The 14,400-nt window shown below is 73.3% G+C and carries 18 protein-coding genes; 12 read left to right on the top strand and 6 right to left on the bottom strand.

Features of this window, described 5'->3' with window-relative positions:
• Nucleotides 1-31: 31 nt before the first annotated feature.
• From ACLGIH_RS02905 to ACLGIH_RS02880, 6 genes are all read left to right on the top strand, one after another.
• A complete protein-coding gene (locus tag ACLGIH_RS02905; RefSeq protein WP_416523621.1) occupies nucleotides 32-826 on the top strand; it encodes an ABC transporter ATP-binding protein in 795 nt (264 codons plus the stop codon).
• Nucleotides 823-1,623: an ABC transporter ATP-binding protein gene (locus ACLGIH_RS02900; protein WP_416523620.1), complete on the top strand. Its 801-nt coding sequence runs from the start codon at nucleotides 823-825 to the stop codon at nucleotides 1,621-1,623. Before ACLGIH_RS02905 ends, ACLGIH_RS02900 begins: the two co-directional genes overlap by 4 nt.
• Nucleotides 1,620-2,516, top strand: coding sequence for a branched-chain amino acid ABC transporter permease (locus tag ACLGIH_RS02895; RefSeq protein WP_416523619.1), 897 nt, complete (start codon nucleotides 1,620-1,622; stop codon nucleotides 2,514-2,516). The genes ACLGIH_RS02900 and ACLGIH_RS02895 overlap by 4 nt, the downstream gene beginning before the upstream one ends.
• Nucleotides 2,509-3,633: a branched-chain amino acid ABC transporter permease gene (locus tag ACLGIH_RS02890; protein WP_416523618.1), complete on the top strand. Its 1,125-nt coding sequence runs from the start codon at nucleotides 2,509-2,511 to the stop codon at nucleotides 3,631-3,633. The genes ACLGIH_RS02895 and ACLGIH_RS02890 overlap by 8 nt, the downstream gene beginning before the upstream one ends.
• On the top strand, nucleotides 3,630-4,910 hold the full coding sequence (locus tag ACLGIH_RS02885) for an ABC transporter substrate-binding protein (RefSeq protein ID WP_416523617.1): 1,281 nt from the start codon (nucleotides 3,630-3,632) through the stop codon (nucleotides 4,908-4,910). The genes ACLGIH_RS02890 and ACLGIH_RS02885 overlap by 4 nt, the downstream gene beginning before the upstream one ends.
• A 170-nt stretch (nucleotides 4,911-5,080) precedes the next feature.
• Nucleotides 5,081-5,899, top strand: a complete 819-nt coding sequence (locus ACLGIH_RS02880; RefSeq protein WP_416523616.1) for an SAM-dependent methyltransferase — start codon at nucleotides 5,081-5,083, stop codon at nucleotides 5,897-5,899.
• A 114-nt stretch (nucleotides 5,900-6,013) separates the two neighbouring features.
• Here the strand turns inward: ACLGIH_RS02880 and ACLGIH_RS02875 are convergent, their stop codons facing one another.
• Complete coding sequence (locus tag ACLGIH_RS02875) at nucleotides 6,014-6,934, bottom strand: helix-turn-helix domain-containing protein (RefSeq protein ID WP_416523615.1); 921 nt, start codon at nucleotides 6,932-6,934, stop codon at nucleotides 6,014-6,016.
• Between the two features lie 121 nt (nucleotides 6,935-7,055).
• Nucleotides 7,056-7,283: a DUF397 domain-containing protein gene (locus ACLGIH_RS02870; RefSeq protein ID WP_416523614.1), complete on the bottom strand. Its 228-nt coding sequence runs from the start codon at nucleotides 7,281-7,283 to the stop codon at nucleotides 7,056-7,058.
• Between the two features lie 243 nt (nucleotides 7,284-7,526).
• Between ACLGIH_RS02870 and ACLGIH_RS02865 the strand changes: the two genes are divergently transcribed.
• The 3 genes from ACLGIH_RS02865 to ACLGIH_RS02855 all read left to right on the top strand — a co-directional run bounded on the left by ACLGIH_RS02865 (nucleotide 7,527) and on the right by ACLGIH_RS02855 (nucleotide 9,070).
• Nucleotides 7,527-8,039 carry an ATP-binding protein gene (locus ACLGIH_RS02865; RefSeq protein ID WP_416523613.1) on the top strand — a complete coding sequence of 171 codons (513 nt, stop codon included), beginning with the start codon at nucleotides 7,527-7,529 and terminating at the stop codon, nucleotides 8,037-8,039.
• A 26-nt stretch (nucleotides 8,040-8,065) separates the two neighbouring features.
• Nucleotides 8,066-8,611 carry a hypothetical protein gene (locus ACLGIH_RS02860; RefSeq protein WP_416523612.1) on the top strand — a complete coding sequence of 182 codons (546 nt, stop codon included), beginning with the start codon at nucleotides 8,066-8,068 and terminating at the stop codon, nucleotides 8,609-8,611.
• A 198-nt stretch (nucleotides 8,612-8,809) separates the two neighbouring features.
• Entirely contained in the window at nucleotides 8,810-9,070 is a 261-nt protein-coding gene (locus tag ACLGIH_RS02855; protein WP_416523611.1) for a DUF5133 domain-containing protein, read from the top strand.
• 4 nt (nucleotides 9,071-9,074) lie between these two features.
• Here the strand turns inward: ACLGIH_RS02855 and ACLGIH_RS02850 are convergent, their stop codons facing one another.
• The gene (locus ACLGIH_RS02850; RefSeq protein ID WP_416523610.1) at nucleotides 9,075-10,055 is read right to left on the bottom strand and encodes a GlxA family transcriptional regulator; all 981 of its coding nucleotides are present in this window, start codon (nucleotides 10,053-10,055) and stop codon (nucleotides 9,075-9,077) included.
• A 193-nt stretch (nucleotides 10,056-10,248) separates the two neighbouring features.
• Between ACLGIH_RS02850 and ACLGIH_RS02845 the strand changes: the two genes are divergently transcribed.
• Entirely contained in the window at nucleotides 10,249-10,725 is a 477-nt protein-coding gene (locus ACLGIH_RS02845) for a hypothetical protein (protein ID WP_416523609.1), read from the top strand.
• 114 nt (nucleotides 10,726-10,839) lie between these two features.
• Nucleotides 10,840-11,043, top strand: coding sequence for a hypothetical protein (locus ACLGIH_RS02840; protein ID WP_416523608.1), 204 nt, complete (start codon nucleotides 10,840-10,842; stop codon nucleotides 11,041-11,043).
• A 21-nt stretch (nucleotides 11,044-11,064) separates the two neighbouring features.
• Here ACLGIH_RS02840 and tgmB read toward each other — a convergent pair whose 3' ends face one another.
• The 3 genes from tgmB to ACLGIH_RS02825 form a co-directional block, all read right to left on the bottom strand.
• Nucleotides 11,065-12,048 carry an ATP-grasp ribosomal peptide maturase gene (gene tgmB / locus ACLGIH_RS02835; RefSeq protein ID WP_416523607.1) on the bottom strand — a complete coding sequence of 328 codons (984 nt, stop codon included), beginning with the start codon at nucleotides 12,046-12,048 and terminating at the stop codon, nucleotides 11,065-11,067.
• 16 nt (nucleotides 12,049-12,064) lie between these two features.
• The gene (tgmA, locus tag ACLGIH_RS02830; RefSeq protein WP_416523606.1) at nucleotides 12,065-12,256 is read right to left on the bottom strand and encodes a putative ATP-grasp-modified RiPP; all 192 of its coding nucleotides are present in this window, start codon (nucleotides 12,254-12,256) and stop codon (nucleotides 12,065-12,067) included.
• A gap of 156 nt (nucleotides 12,257-12,412) precedes the next feature.
• The gene (locus ACLGIH_RS02825) at nucleotides 12,413-12,727 is read right to left on the bottom strand and encodes a YkvA family protein (RefSeq protein ID WP_416523605.1); all 315 of its coding nucleotides are present in this window, start codon (nucleotides 12,725-12,727) and stop codon (nucleotides 12,413-12,415) included.
• Between the two features lie 212 nt (nucleotides 12,728-12,939).
• On the opposite strand from ACLGIH_RS02825, the gene ACLGIH_RS02820 reads away from it, so the two are divergent.
• Complete coding sequence (locus ACLGIH_RS02820; protein ID WP_416523604.1) at nucleotides 12,940-14,361, top strand: hypothetical protein; 1,422 nt, start codon at nucleotides 12,940-12,942, stop codon at nucleotides 14,359-14,361.
• Nucleotides 14,362-14,400: the final 39 nt, after the last annotated feature.

The following is a 14,400-nucleotide window of genomic DNA, read 5'->3' as shown; positions in this document are numbered from 1 at the left end:
TGCCGGTCCGGCACGGTGCCAAGGAGCCGCAATGCCCGAAGCACCACCGGGCGGGGCGCCCGCGCTGCACGTCGAGGAACTCGACGTGACGTACGGCCGCGCCCTGTCCGCCCTCCGCTCCGTGTCGCTGACCGTCCCGCCCGGCGGCGTCGTCGCCCTGCTCGGTGCCAACGGCGCCGGCAAGACGACGCTGCTGCGGGCCGTGTCCGGCACGCTGCGACTGCACCACGGCGCCATCACGGCCGGCCGTGTCCGCTACGGCGACACGGTCCTCGACGGCCGCGACCCGGTGGCCGCCGTACGCGCCGGCGTCGTCCAGGTGCCCGAGGGCCGGCGGGTCTTCGCCGGGCTCAGCGTCGACGAGAACCTCAAGGCCGGCGGGCTCGGCCTGTCCCGCCGCGCCCCCGCCCAGGTCCGTGCGGCCCGGGACCGCGTCTTCGCCCTCTTTCCCCGGCTCGCCGAACGCACCGGCCAGGCCGCGGGCCTGCTCTCCGGCGGGGAACAGCAGATGCTGGCCATCGGCCGGGCCCTGATGGCCCACCCGCGCCTGCTCCTGCTGGACGAGCCCTCCCTCGGACTCGCCCCCCTGATGGTGCAGCGGATCGCCGAGGTGGTCCGCGAGATCAACGCCCAGGGCACCGCCGTCCTGCTGGTGGAGCAGAACGCCGGCATGGCGCTGTCGCTCGCCGACCGGGCGTACGTCCTGGACGTCGGCGAGATCCGGCTGTCCGGTCCCGCCGGCGAACTCGCCCGCACCGACGCCGTGCGCCGCCTCTACCTCGGCGAGGCCGCCGACGAGTCCGCCGACGGTCAGGGGGCCGCGTGACCACCCGTACCGCCGCCCCGCACCCACTCGAGGTCCGTGACGTCACCGTGCGCTTCGCCGGGCTCACCGCCCTCGACGACGTCTCCTTCACCGTCACCCCCGGCACGGTGCACGCCGTCATCGGCCCCAACGGAGCCGGCAAGTCCACCTGCTTCAACGTCCTGTCCGGCCTGTACCGGCCCACCCGGGGCGCCGTCCGGTTCGGCCAGGCCGACCTGACCCGGCTCGCCCCGCACCGGATCGCCGCCCTCGGCGTCGCCCGCACCTTCCAGAACATCGTCACCACCCAGGGCACGGTCGCCGACAACCTGATGCTCGGCCGTCACGCCCTGTCCCGCGCGGGCTTCGCCGCCAGCGCCCTGCGCCTGCCGCGCGCCGTGCGCGAACAGCGCCGACACCTCGCCGAGGCCCGCGAGATCGCCGAACTCACCGGCCTCGGCAGCCACTTCGACACCCCCGTCGCCCTGCTGTCCTACGGCGACCGCAAGCGGGTCGAACTCGCCCGCGCCCTCTGCCTGGAGCCCACCGTGCTGCTGCTCGACGAACCCGTGGCCGGCATGAACGCCGCCGAACGCGCCCGCACCGCCGAGGTGGTCCGGCACGTCCGTGCCGAACTCGGCCTCACCGTGCTGCTGGTGGAGCACGACATGGGCCTGGTCATGCGGCTCGCCGACGAGGTCACCGTCCTCGACTTCGGCAAGGTCATCGCCCACGGCACCCCCGACGAGGTCCGCCGCGACCCCGAGGTGCTGCGCGCCTACCTCGGCACCGACGGCACGGGGGAGGAGGCGGCATGACCGGTGTGCTCGACAGCCTCGTCAACGGCCTGGCCCTCGGCTCGGTCTACGCCCTGATCGCCCTCGGCTTCGTCACCATCTTCAAGGCCTCCGGCGTCCTCAGCTTCACCCACGGCTCCCTGCTGCTGCTCGGCGGCTACCTGGTCGCCGTCCTCCACGACGACCTCGGCTTCGCCGGCGCCCTGGCGCTCGCGATCGTCGTCACCGCCCTGGTGGCCGGAGCCCTGGACCGGCTGGTCCTCCAGCGGATCGGGACCGACGCCCACGCCGCCCATGTGCAGACCATCGTCACCATCGGCATCGACATCGTCCTCGTCACCGACCTGGCCCGGCGCATCGGCGGCGACCTGCTCTCGACCGGCGACCCCTGGGGCGACGCGGTCACCGACATGGGACCGGTGACCGTCGCCGACAGCCGCATCGCCGCCATCCTCGTCTCCGGCGCGGCCATCGCCGGCGCCTTCGCCCTCTTCCGGTTCACCCCCTGGGGCCTGTCGCTCAGGGCGGCGGCCGAGGACGGCGAGGCCGCCGCCCTCATGGGCGTACGGCTGACCCGGGTGCGCACCCTCGCCTGGTGCCTGGCCGGCGGCCTCGCCGCACTGGCCGCGATCTTCCTGGTCGCCTTCCCCGCCCCCGGCCTGGAACGCACCACCGGACAGATCGCCCTCAAGGCCTTCCCGGCCGCCATCCTCGGCGGCATGGCCTCCCCGGTCGGCGCCCTGGTCGGCAGCATGCTGATCGGCCTCACCGAGGCCTTCGTCGCCGGCTACCAGTCCGACCTGCACGTCCTCGGCGAGGGCTTCGGCGACGTCGCCCCCTACGCCGTGATGGTCCTCGTCCTCCTGGTGCGCCCCGCCGGGCTGTTCGCGGCGAAGGGAGCGGCCCGTGTCTGACCTGCGCAAGCGAGCCGCCCTCCTGCTGCCCGTCCTCCTGCTGTGCGCGCTGCCCTTCTACCTCGACGCCTTCTGGCTGCGCATCGGCCTGTTCGCCATGGCCGCCGCCATCGGCGCCGTCGGACTCGCCCTGCTCAGCGGCACCGCCGGTCAGCTCTCCCTCGGCCACGCCTTCTTCCTCGCCGTCGGCGCCTACGGCTACGTGTGGCTGGCCGGCGAACCCGGGCCGGGCCTGCCGCCCGCCGTCGCCGTCCTCCTGGCCGTCCTGCTCGCCGGCGCCGCCGGCGGCCTGTTCAGCCCCGTCGCCGGCCGGGTCAAGGGCATCTACCTGGGCGTCGCCACCCTCGCCCTCGTCTTCCTCGGCCACCACATCCTGCTCACCGCGGACTCCGTCACCGGCGGCTTCAACGGACGCTCCGTCCCGCCGCTGGAGATCGGCGGCTTCACCTTCGCCCAGAGCGACCCCGAACTCACCGTCCTGGGCGTCCCGTTCGGCGCCGAGGAACGCCTGTGGTACCTGGGCCTGGCCCTGTTCGCCCTCACCTGGTTCACCGCGCGCGGCCTGCTGCGCGGTCGCCCCGGCCGCGCCCTCGCGGCGCTGCGCGACAGCGAGACGGCCGCGTCCGTGATGGGCGTGCACGTGGCCCGCTACCGCTCCGCCGCGTTCGTCGTCTCCTCGATGTACGCCGGACTCGCCGGGGTCCTCCTCGCCCTGTCCTTCCGCCGCGTGGTGCCCGACTACTTCTCCCTCGCCCTCTCCGTCGACTACCTCGCCATGATCGTGATCGGCGGCCTCGGCTCCGTGGCCGGTGCCACCGCCGGCGCCGTCTTCGTCACCGCGCTGCCCCTGCTCATGACCCGCTACGCCGACCAGCTGCCGCTGGTCGCCGCCCCGGGCTCCGGCGACGGCTCGATCGGCCCCACCGAGGCCGCCCGTTACCTCTACGGCGCCGCGATCGTCGTGATCCTGCTGTACGCCCCCGACGGCCTGCACGGTCTCGCCCGCCGTCTCCGCGCCCGCCTCAGGCGCCGACGCACCCCTACCGGCCCCTCCGACACCGCGACTTCGGTCCGGCCACCCGCCACCGCCGTACGAACCAAGGAGCACACCCCGTGAACCTCACGCACCACCCCAGGCCCCGCACCACCCGCACCGCCCTGGCCGCGGCACTGGCCGCCGTACTGCTCGCGGGCACCGGATGCAGCTCCAAGGGGGACGACGGCAGTGGCGGCGACGGCGCCGACGGCCTCAAGACCGGCCCCGGTGTCAGCGCCGAGACGATCAAGCTCGGCGCGCTGACCGACCTGACCGGCCCCTACGCCACCCTCGGCAAGAGCATCGTGCAGGCCCAGCAGATGTGGGCCGACGAGGTCAACGCCAAGGGCGGCATCTGCGAGCGCAAGGTCGAGATCGTGGTCAAGGACCACGGCTACGACGTGCAGAAGGCGGTCACCGCCTACGCCGACATCTCCCCGGACGTCGTCGCGATGCCCCAGGTCATCGGCTCGCCGGTGGTCGCGGCCCTGCTCGACGACATCGAGCGGGACCAGGTCCTGACCTTCCCGCAGGCCTGGGCCGCCTCCCTGCTGGGCAAGGACCCCGTCCAGGTCCTCGGCACCACGTACGACATCGACATGATCGCCGCGGTCGACTTCCTCACCCGGACCAAGAAGCTCGCCAAGGGCGACAAGATCGGCCACGTCTACTTCGAGGGCGACTACGGCACCAACGCCCTCGAGGGCTCCCAGTGGGCCGCGAAGCGGGCCGGGATGACGGTGGTCGGCCAGAAGATCAAGGCCACGGACACCGACCTGTCCGCCCAGGTGTCCGCCCTCCGCCAGGCCGGCGTGAAGGCGATCCTGATCAGCGCCGGCCCCGCGCAGACCGCCTCCCTCGTCGGCGTCGCCGCCTCCCGCGGCCTGAAGGTGCCGGTCGTCAGCAGTGCCCCGGGCTACGCCCCGCAGCTGATGGAGACGCCCGCGGCGGGAGCCCTCCAGGCCATGCTGCACGTGGTCAGCGCCGCCCCGGCGGTCAGCGCGGACATCCCGGGCGTCGAGCGGATGGTCGCGGCGTACCAGAAGAAGTACCCCGACTCCCCGGTCGACTCCGGCGTGCTCTCCGGATACAACGCCGCCCAGGTGATGGGCGACGACCTGAAGAAGGCCTGCGCGCTGGGCAGCCTGACCCGGGAGGACCTGGTCAAGGCGCACCGCTCGCAGGACGACGCCGACACCGGCCTCGGCACCCCGCAGGACTTCACCGACGTCTCCCGCCCCGCCAGCACGTCGTCCTACGTGCTCAAGCCCGACAAGAAGGCCGTCGGCGGCCTGGTGGTCGCGGAGGACGCCCAGGAAGTGCCCGGCGCCGAGGAGTACCTGAGGTCGCGCGACTGACCGGGGACCGACGCGGCAGCCGGACCGGCGGCTCGACGGCGACCCGGCCGTCGGACCGCCGGTCCGTCCCCGTCCGCGGGACGTCTTGCGGTTCCGGTGAACGAGACGTTCCTCACGCTGTACTCTCTGTGCAGTCAGTGCAGTTGGCGCCGTACGGAGCTGGGGGAAAGATGCAAGCCGACAAGCAGCTGTCCACGGAGATCAATGCCAATGTGCCGACAGCCGCTCGTATGTACGACTACTACCTGGGCGGCAAGGACAACTACGCGGCCGACCGGGCGGCGGTCGCGGAACTCGACAAGGTCGTGCCCAGCACCCGCGCGCTGGCCCTGAACAACCGGCGCTTCCTGAACCGGGTGGTCAGGACCCTCAGCGAGGACTACGGCATCCGCCAGTTCCTCGACCACGGCTCCGGCCTGCCCACGCAGGACAACGTGCACCAGGTCGCCCAGCGCATCGAGCCGGAGTCCCGCGTCGTCTACGTCGACAACGACCCGATGGTGCTGGTCCACGGCCGTGCGCTGCTCGACCAGAACGACCGGACGGCGGTCATCCACGCGGACATGCGCTCGACGGAGGAGATCTTCTCCCACCCGGACACCCAGCGCCTGATCGACTTCTCGGAGCCGGTGGCCGTGCTGTTCAACTCGGTCTTCCACTGCATCCCGGACAGCGACACCGACGGACCGATGGCCGTCGTCCGCCGGGTGACCGAGCGGCTCGTACCCGGCAGCTACGCGGTGATGTGCCAGCTCGTCAGTGGTGATCCCGAGGTCCGCGAGTTCGTCACCAACTTCATGGACCAGGCGACACAGGGTCACTGGGGCCGGGTCCGCGAGGAGAAGGACGTCGCGGAGTGGTTCGAGGGCATGGAGATCCTCGAGCCCGGTCTGGTGGAGGTCTCCACCTGGCGCCCGGACAGCGAGGTGGCGCCCCGGCAGGTCACCCAGGAGTGGATCGAGTTCGGCGGCGTCGGACGCATCGTCTGACCGGACTCGCCCGCAACGGCTCGGGCCGTCCGCAACGGCTCGGGCCGCGGGCACCGTCACCGCGGAGCGCGCGGCCCGGTAGCCGCTTCTCGTGTCTTCTCGGACCGCCGTCTCTCAGACCGCCGGGTAGCGGTCGTCCATCGTCTTGCGCAGCAGTTCCAGCGACTCGCGCGGCGTCAGCGCCTCGTCGGCCAGCCGGTCCAGCGCGACGCGGTACTCCTCGGTCTCGTCGCGGTCCTCGAGGAAGTTCGCGCTCTTGATGTGCTCCAGATAGACCACATCGGGCAGGTCGGCTCCCCAGAAGCGCAGGTAGGTCACCGGGATCGCGGGTGCCGACGCGTTCGTCACGTCCAACGGCACGATCTGCAGGGACACATGGGACCGTTCGGCCATCGCCACCAGATGGGCCAGCTGCTCGCGCATCACCTCGCGACTGCCCAGGACGCGCAGCAGCACCGACTCGTCGATGACCGCCCACAGCTGCGGCGCGTCCACGCGCTCCAGCAGCCGCGCCCGGCGCATCCGCAGCTCGACCCGGCGCTCCACCTCACCGGCGGGCGCGTTCGGCAGGCCGCGCCGGACCACGGCACGGGTGTACTCCGGGGTCTGCAGCAGCCCGGGAACGTACTGGATCTCGAACGTCCGGATGGTCGCGGCGGCCTCCTGGAGCCCGACCAGCCGGTCGAACCACTCCGGCATCAGCCGCTTGTCGTACCGCTGCCACCAGCCCGGCTCACCGGCCCGCTTCAGCAGCTTGAGCAGCACCGAGACCTCGTAGTCGTCCGTGCCGTACAGCCGCAGCAGCGCACGGACGTCGGTCTCCGCCGGAGGCCTGCGGCCCTTGCCCGCCTCGATACGGGACAGCTTCGCCGCGCTGAAACCCAGCTCGCGGGCCGCCTGGTCCTGCGACAGGCCGGCGTCCTCACGGAAACCCGCCAGCTGCACGCCGACGAGCATCTTCAGCAGGGTCGGAGCCGGCTCGGGCCGGTCCAGATAGGGTTCGAGACGGGAGAGGCGGTGCGACGCGGCGGACATCCTGACTCCCAGCAGACCGGCAGACTTGAGACATACACTATCTCACCCGATCCGCCGCGCCGCATCCTTGCGGCCGCATCGGGCAGTTCACCGCCCGGTCCGCACCTCCCCGGCCGGGCGGTCACAGCAGGTGGTCGAACTCCCCGTCCTTGGCCCCGGCCAGGAAGGCCGCCACCTCGGCCGAGGTGTACACCAGCGCCGGTCCGTCCGGATCGCGGGAGTTGCGCATCGCGATGCCCCCGTCCACCGGGGCGACCTCGACGCAGTTGCCCTCGGCGTTGCTGTGCCGGCTCTTCGTCCAGCGGGCGTCCAGCGAACTGGCCCGTACTCCGTTCCGCACTGGTGGCACCACAGTCTCCTTGCCTGTTTCGGGGAAGCGTTACCCGCCCTGCCGGCCCGCACGCGCTTCCAGCCGATTTTCTGCGCAATTTCTCGTGCAATTGCACGCGAGCGCCGTCAGCGTGGATAATAGCCGCGGCGTCAACCCCCCGGGAGACGCCCCGACCTGACGTCGCATCGAGGAGATGCCGTGTCATCACCCGCGCACCGAACGCTCCGCCCGCGGAGCGAACCAGCCTCGACGGCAGGCGGGGTGAGCCGGTACGACCTGCTTCCGCGCACGGCGCGACCGGCCACCGTTCCGGCCGACCGCCCGCGGTCCGCAGCACAGGAGCGTCGCCGGCCCTCCGGCGACGGGCCCGTACCGGCCGTGCTCCGCGTCACGTGCAGCGCGGAGGGCTTCGCCCGGGCGCGGGCGTTCACCCGCGACACCCTGCGCGGCTGGGCGCTCGACCACCGCTGCGACGACGCCGTCCTCGTCATCACCGAGCTGGCCTCGAACGCCGTGGCGCACGCGGTGCCGACGGCGGCCGGAACGAACGAGATCGGGCTCGGGCTCACCCTGGACCCCGGTTTCCTGACGCTGACCGTCTCCGACCCCGGGGACGACGCGCCCGTGTACGCACCGTCCGGCGGCGCCTCCCTGCGGGAGCACGGCCGCGGACTGTGCATCGTCGACGCCCTGGCGGACGAGTGGGGCTGGACTCCGAGACCCCCCGCAGGCAAGACCGTCTGGGCCAAGTTGTCGACCCGCCCCCTCACCTGATCCGACTGCCGCGGAAAGGCCCCCCCATGCGCACCGCTCCGACCCAGCAGCCGAGCACGCCGCGCGCCGACCGTCGCACGCCGCCGACCGGTCACGCCCGGACCGCCCCCCTCGTCGGGCTCGACCAGGTTCCCTGGCGCGAGATCCAGGACTCCAGCGGCTCCGCCGCGGCCATCCCGCGGCTTCTGCACAGCGTCGCCTGGGGCGACCCCGACACCGCCCGGACGGCCCTCGGTGAGCTGCGCCGCCGCATCTGCCAGTACGGCTTCGTCGTCGAGCAGGCCACCGCGGCCACCGTCCCCTTCCTGTGGGAGCTGGCCCAGCGCCCCGAGGTCAGCTGCCGGGCGCAGATCATCCAGCTGCTCAGGAGCATCGCCGACGCCCGGCAGTGGGAGAGCACCGCCGCCGTCTATCCCAAGCTGCTCAATCACCGCGAGAACCCCGTGGTGTGGGAGCGCGCGGCGCGTCAGGCCGTCCGTGCCCGGCGCGAGGACCTGCGGCGGCTGCTGGCCGAGGACGACACCGAGATCGCCCGCGCCAGCACCGAACTGGCCCGGACGCTGGGGGAGTAGGCCCGCGCCCGCCGGCACGGAACCGGACGCGGGCCGCCCGGGCGCTGCCGTAACGTTTCGCCCGAATTGCCGCCCGTTCCGGTCATCGGCAGGTCAGTAAGCGACTATTTCTCGTCAATTGCGCCCAGGCATGTGCAAGGTGCGAATGTTTCGACCGGGTCCGGGCATACGCAGCGAAAATCGAGAGAGGGGCGCTTCGTGCTCGTACCGGACCCGAAGGTCGTCAGGGAGTTGCTGACGCGCTACGCGTCACTGCGGATCGCTCAGGCGGAACGGGAGAGGCCGGCGACGGCGCGCGAGCTGGCGGACGTCAGCTACACCTTGTGCGTGATGATGGGAACGACCAGCATCCACGACGCGGTGGAGCGAGCGGACGCCCTGCTGCTCGCCAAGGGGCGCAAGAACGCCGCCGAGCCGACGGGCCAGGACGGCGAGAGCGACCTGTCGCTGGCCGTCTGATCCGTCAGGGCCTGTCCTCGGAGCGGTCCGCCAGGGAGGCCGGCCTGCTGTGGAACGCCGCGCGGTAGGCGTGCGGCGTGGTGCCGACCACCCGGCGGAACCGCTCCCGGAGCGCGGTCGGGGAACCGAACCCCGCCTGCCGGGCGATCCGTTCGACCGGGTGGTCGCTGTTCTCCAGCAGGTACTGCGCCCGCCGCACCCGGGCCCGGAGCACCCACTGCAACGGTGTGGTGCCGGTCTGCTCGCGGAACCGGCGGCTGAAGGTGCGCTCGCTCATGCCCGAGCGCTCCGCCATCGCCGCGAGCGTGATATCCCGGGCCAGGTTGTCCTCGATCCACTCCAGCACGGGCTCCAGATCCGAGCCGCGCGGCACGGGCGGATGCTCGTGCACGATGAACTGGGCCTGACCGCCCTCCCGTTCCAGCGGCATGACGCACATCCGGGCGGCGTGCGCGGCGACCGCGGAACCCAGGTCGCGCCGGATCATGTGCAGGCACATGTCCAGCCCGGCGGCGGCACCCGCCGAGGTGAGGATCTGGCCGTTGTCCACGTACAGCACGTCCGGCTGGACCTCGACGCGCGGGTAGCGGCGGGCCAGCTCCTCCGTCGCCATCCAGTGCGTGGTGGCGCGCAGCCCGTCCAGCAGCCCGGCCTCCGCGAGGACGAAGGCGCCCACGCACACGGAGGCGATCCGGGTACCGGCCCCGGCCGCGCGGCGCAGGGCGGCCAGCACCCGGCCGGAGGGCGGCCCGGACTCCTCGGAGCGGCCCGGGACGATGATCGTGTCGGCGTCCTCGAGCGCCTCGAGCCCCCGGTCGATCCGCAGGCCCAGCCCCGACGTGCGCACCTCCGGTGACTCTGCGCACAGCCGGACCCGGTACGGCCGGCGTCCGTCGGGCAGCCGTGTCCAGTCGAAGGTCTGCAGGGGTGCCGCCATGTCGAAGGGCACCACGTCGTCGAGGACCAGGATCGCCACGGTGTGCATGTCCGCCACCATAAGCGGGATCACGCCGGGTGCGGGAGCTGGAGGAGGACCGTGGGCCGGGGACGCGTCCCAGGTGGGAGCGTTGGCGAGAATCCGTTGGAGGCTGTCGTTTCAGCCTCTGTGCGATCTTGCGGAGGATTCCTAGCGTGGTGTCCGATCCCCGACGCCCCTGCTGCCTCCGGAGCCCCGACCGATGACGAAGATCCTGCTGTCCCTGCACGTCCTGGCCGCCATCATCGCCGTCGGACCCGTCACCGTCGCGGCGAGCATGTTCCCGCCGGCGGCCCGCCGGGCGGCCCTGCCCGGCGCGGGTACGGACGGCACCGGCAGCGCGGTGGGCACGGTGCGGCTGCTGCACCGCATCTGCCGGGTCTACGCGGGCCTCGGCGTCGCGGTTCCGGTGCTCGGTCTCGCCACCGCGCTCGCCATGGGCGTCCTGGGCGACGCCTGGCTCATCGTCTCCATGACGCTGACGGCCGCGGCCGCGGGCGTCCTCATCGCCTTCGTCCTGCCCCACCAGGGGGAGCTGCTGGACCAGCTGACCGAGCGCAAGCCCGTCGAACGCGCCGGCACCGTCCGGCTCGCCATGTTCACCGGGGTGTTCAACCTGCTCTGGGCGACGGTCACCGTCCTGATGATCGTGCGGCCGGGTTCCACCACCGGAGCCTGAGCGCCTGTCACCCCGCTCTGGACGGAACGCCCCCCCCACCGGGCCGGCGGACCCCTAGACTGCTCAGTCGGCCCTCGCACACAGGGGCTGACGACACGAAAGGCACGTTGACGGGTGTTCCAGGATTCCCCCATCTACGACCGACTGGTCGCCGAATGCGGTGACGTCCCCGCGCAGGTGCGCCGGGAAGCCGAGCGCGTGAGCCGGGAACTGGAGGTCGTCATGCGCCCGCTGCACTCGCCCGGCGGCGAACGCCCGCCGTCTCCCGGCAACGGCTGGCAGCGTACCGCCATGCTGCCCGGCCCCCGCCCGAACTGACCGGGCCGGCCCCGCCACCGGTCAGCCGACCGCCCTGTCGGCGCAGCCCAGGCGCACCGGCTCCGGCGCCTCCGGCCGGGCCAGCCACTGGGCAATGGTGCGGGCGATCGGCTGGCCCGTGTCCACCTCCACGAAGCCGAACTGCCCCGACTGGTTGCACTCCAGGAACCACCAGGTGCCGTCGCGGTCCTCGGCGAAGTCGAAGGCGCCGTAGGCGAGTCCGGCCGCACGGAGGTACTCCCGGACGGCCGAGGCGACGCGGGGCGGCACGTCGACGGGGCGCCAGGGCTCCGGGGACGTGGTGAACCGGACGTCCACCTCGTCGGGGTCCGCGTCCGCGGCGGTCGCCTTGCGGGCGGCCAGCAGCCGGTCGCCGACGGCGGTGAGCCGGATGTCGGCATGCTTGGGCACCCGGCGCTGCAGCAGCGTGGGCCCGAAGGCGACGGCGGAGAAGTCCGCCTCCGGCGGAACCCGGCTGGCCGGCACCGCCAGGGGCGGGTCCTGGGGGTGGGCGCCCGAGACCGGCTTGACCACCAGGTCCGGATACCGCTCCGCGAACTCCCGCGCCGCCCGCGGGAACGTGGTGATCAGCGTGGCAGGCACCGGCAGGCCGCAGCTCTGCGCCAGCCTCAGCTGCCAGGGTTTGTGGCGGGCCCGGCGGGCCGCGTCCGGATGGTTCATCCAGCGGGCCCCCGAGCCGCGCAGCATGCCGTAGAGCGCCTGGGCGGACTCCTCCGTCAGCCACGCGGACGGCTCGGCCGCCCGCGTGGCCGGGGTGCCCGGCCGGCGCACCCAGACCGACCGCAGGCAGCCGATGCTCACCAGCCGCCCCCCGGACGACAGATGGCCGCGGAAGGAGCCGTGCACGTATTCCCCGGAGAGGGCCACGGAACCGGTCAGGTCGGCCGGATCCAGCCGGACCACCGGAACCCCCGATTCGTTGAGGTGCACCACCACCATGTCCGCGGTGACGTCCTCTTCACAGGTCAGGATCAACACCGTCATCGTCGGCGGTCCGCGTTCAGTCGTCGAAGTGAGTCTTCGAGCCCGCCGTGGAGGTCGTGGTCCCCAGCTCCCTGAGCAGGGTGTGGTCGCGGGCCGCCACCCGGCCGTCGAGGAGTACGTTCAACTGCAGCCCGGAGTCGTAGACGTACGGAGTGGCCGCTTCCAACTCCGCTGCGGGACGTGCGTAGTTGAGCGCGAACGGTTGCATCGTCTCTCCCTCGTCGGTGCTCGCCGATCAAGCGATGGTCCAGCTGCGCCGTCGCCTGGTCCGCCGACTTCCTTCGGCTCCCAGAGACTTATACGAATCGAACGGGTGAATGGTTTCCTTACGCTCCGTAGTACTACGCCGCGTAATGACATGCCGTCATGCCGTGGGTTCGTGGTCCGGCCGCAGTGGCGCGGTGCGCCGCCCCCGCTCGCCGAGGGAGCCGCGCATGCCGCGCAGAGCGAGGAGGAGTGCGCCGACGTCGTCCAGGTACACCGGATCGGGCACCAGGTCGGCCGGCAGGACGAGATAGAGGACGGCCCCCCAGAAGACCCAGCGCGGTCCGGTCGGCAGCCCGGCCCGCCTGAGGTCCCGCCGGGTCCGGACCAGCCGCACCAGGACGGCGACCGCCAGAGCGAGCACGACCGCCGCCAGCGACACCGCCGCGACGATCAGCGCTGTGGTCGTGTCCACCCGCCCCTCCTTCCGGTGTGTGCCGTCGGGCACGCGTCCTTTACGAGATTCCCGTTTGAGGCACACATATGGCTCCCGGGCGGGCGACTCATCCCTGTGGACCGTCCGAGTGGCAGGCCGGGACCCGGGCGCTTAGTAATGGTCAGCACGAAGTCGCGTGTCGCACGTCGGGGACGCAGGAGCGGCCGCACCCCCCACACACGGAGCAGACCATGACCACCGGCTCTTCAACATCGCGTTCGAACGAGTTCGCCATAGCCCCCGTGGACCTGCCGACCGCCGAGACCACCACAGCCACCGGCACCCACACGATGCATCCGCCGGGAGCCGACCCCGGCCCCCGGCCCGCCGATCCCGGTCCCGGGCCCGCCGACCCCGGCCCCCGGCCCGCCGCCGACCCCGGCCCCCGGCCCGCCGCCGACCCCGGCCCCCGGCCAGACGCCGGCCCGGGCCCCCGGCCCGCCGCCGAGCGGGGCCCGGAGCGCGCCGAACCGGCCCACGACGAGGATCCCCCCGCCCACCGGGACGCGGCGGCGTACGGCGACCCGGTCGGCGACCTGGTCCGGGCCGCCGTGGCCGACCGGCCGCTGGAAGAGGTCGTCGCCCTGATCACCATGCTGGAGCAGTCGCCCGAGTACGCGGAGGCGACGGTCGACGCGCTGCGGGCGGTCGGCGTCAACCGGTCCGTGGAGGACGTCACCCGGCTGGTCGGCCTGCTCACCCGGCCGCCCCGGCACCCCGACAGCGCCGACGAGGCGCTCCGCGCCGCGGCCGAGTGCCGGTCGGTGGAGGACGTGACCCGGCTGATGGCGCTGCTGCACCGCACCCCCCTGGAACCGCACTGCGGGCAGGAGGCGGTGCGCGCCGCCGCCACCGGACGCCCCGTCGAGGAACTGGTGCAGCTCATCGGCCGGCTCGCCGAGGAGCGGCGGGAGCACGCGGACCGGCCGGACGAGGAGCCGCGGACCTTCGCGGAGGACGGCGACCCGGACCGGCCGGAGCCGCCGGCCCGGTCGGGCGGGCTGACCGGCGCGCTCGTGGGCGCCGGCCGGTCCGGCCGTGAACGCCGCCGGACACCGCGGCGGGTCCGCGCCGCCCGGCAGGACGCCCGGCACGACCAGCGACGGGACGCGCCGCGCGACCCCCGGCAGGAGGCGCCGCGGGACGAACGGCACGACGTGCGGCGAGAGGCCCGGCGGCCGGCCGCCGCACGGGCCGTGGCCTGGCCGGCCTGGCTCGCCGTCGCGGCGCTCGCCGGTTGCGGAGTGGCCTTCTTCCCGCCCCGGCCGGACGGCGCGTCCGTCCGCGTATACGCCGTCGCCCTCGGCCTGTCGGCGCTCTGCCTGGTCCTCGCCCTGCTGCTGACGGTGCGGCCCGCCGTGCCGGTGCTCGCCGCGGCGGTGGTGGCGCCGGCGGGGCTGGCCGCGGCCAGGCTGTACGGCAGCGCGACCCCGTCGGCAAGGCTGTCCCGGGTGACGGAGCTGACGCTGGCACCGGCCTGGGTCGCCGTCGCGGTGGCCGTGGGAGCGTCCCTGGTAGCACTGACGGCGCTGTGCGTCCGCGTCGCGTCGCAGGCCGCCGCGGGACGCTGGCAGCCCCGCCCGGCGGCCGGGACGAGCAGGCCGGCGGACTGACCGGGCCGCACACCCACCAGCCCGCCGCCCGGACCGCTC

The sequence above is a fragment of the Streptomyces hamibioticus genome (genome assembly GCF_047946815.1).
Classification (GTDB): domain Bacteria; phylum Actinomycetota; class Actinomycetes; order Streptomycetales; family Streptomycetaceae; genus Streptomyces.
The sequence above is the reverse complement of the archived record's forward strand: the minus strand, read 5'-3'. Positions and strand labels throughout refer to the sequence as shown.

What these genes read in the sequence shown, in the direction of transcription:
- ACLGIH_RS02845 (WP_416523609.1), top strand. Translation starts at nt 10,249, where the DNA reads ATGACGAAGATCCTGCTGTCCCTGCACGTCCTGGCCGCCATCATCGCC.
- ACLGIH_RS02875 (WP_416523615.1), bottom strand. Translation starts at nt 6,934, where the DNA reads ATGTCCGCCGCGTCGCACCGCCTCTCCCGTCTCGAACCCTATCTGGAC.
- ACLGIH_RS02895 (WP_416523619.1), top strand. Translation starts at nt 1,620, where the DNA reads ATGACCGGTGTGCTCGACAGCCTCGTCAACGGCCTGGCCCTCGGCTCG.
- tgmA (WP_416523606.1), bottom strand. Translation starts at nt 12,256, where the DNA reads ATGCAACCGTTCGCGCTCAACTACGCACGTCCCGCAGCGGAGTTGGAA.
- ACLGIH_RS02860 (WP_416523612.1), top strand. Translation starts at nt 8,066, where the DNA reads ATGCGCACCGCTCCGACCCAGCAGCCGAGCACGCCGCGCGCCGACCGT.
- ACLGIH_RS02820 (WP_416523604.1), top strand. Translation starts at nt 12,940, where the DNA reads ATGACCACCGGCTCTTCAACATCGCGTTCGAACGAGTTCGCCATAGCC.
- ACLGIH_RS02880 (WP_416523616.1), top strand. Translation starts at nt 5,081, where the DNA reads ATGCAAGCCGACAAGCAGCTGTCCACGGAGATCAATGCCAATGTGCCG.
- ACLGIH_RS02850 (WP_416523610.1), bottom strand. Translation starts at nt 10,055, where the DNA reads ATGCACACCGTGGCGATCCTGGTCCTCGACGACGTGGTGCCCTTCGAC.
- ACLGIH_RS02905 (WP_416523621.1), top strand. Translation starts at nt 32, where the DNA reads ATGCCCGAAGCACCACCGGGCGGGGCGCCCGCGCTGCACGTCGAGGAA.
- tgmB (WP_416523607.1), bottom strand. Translation starts at nt 12,048, where the DNA reads ATGACGGTGTTGATCCTGACCTGTGAAGAGGACGTCACCGCGGACATG.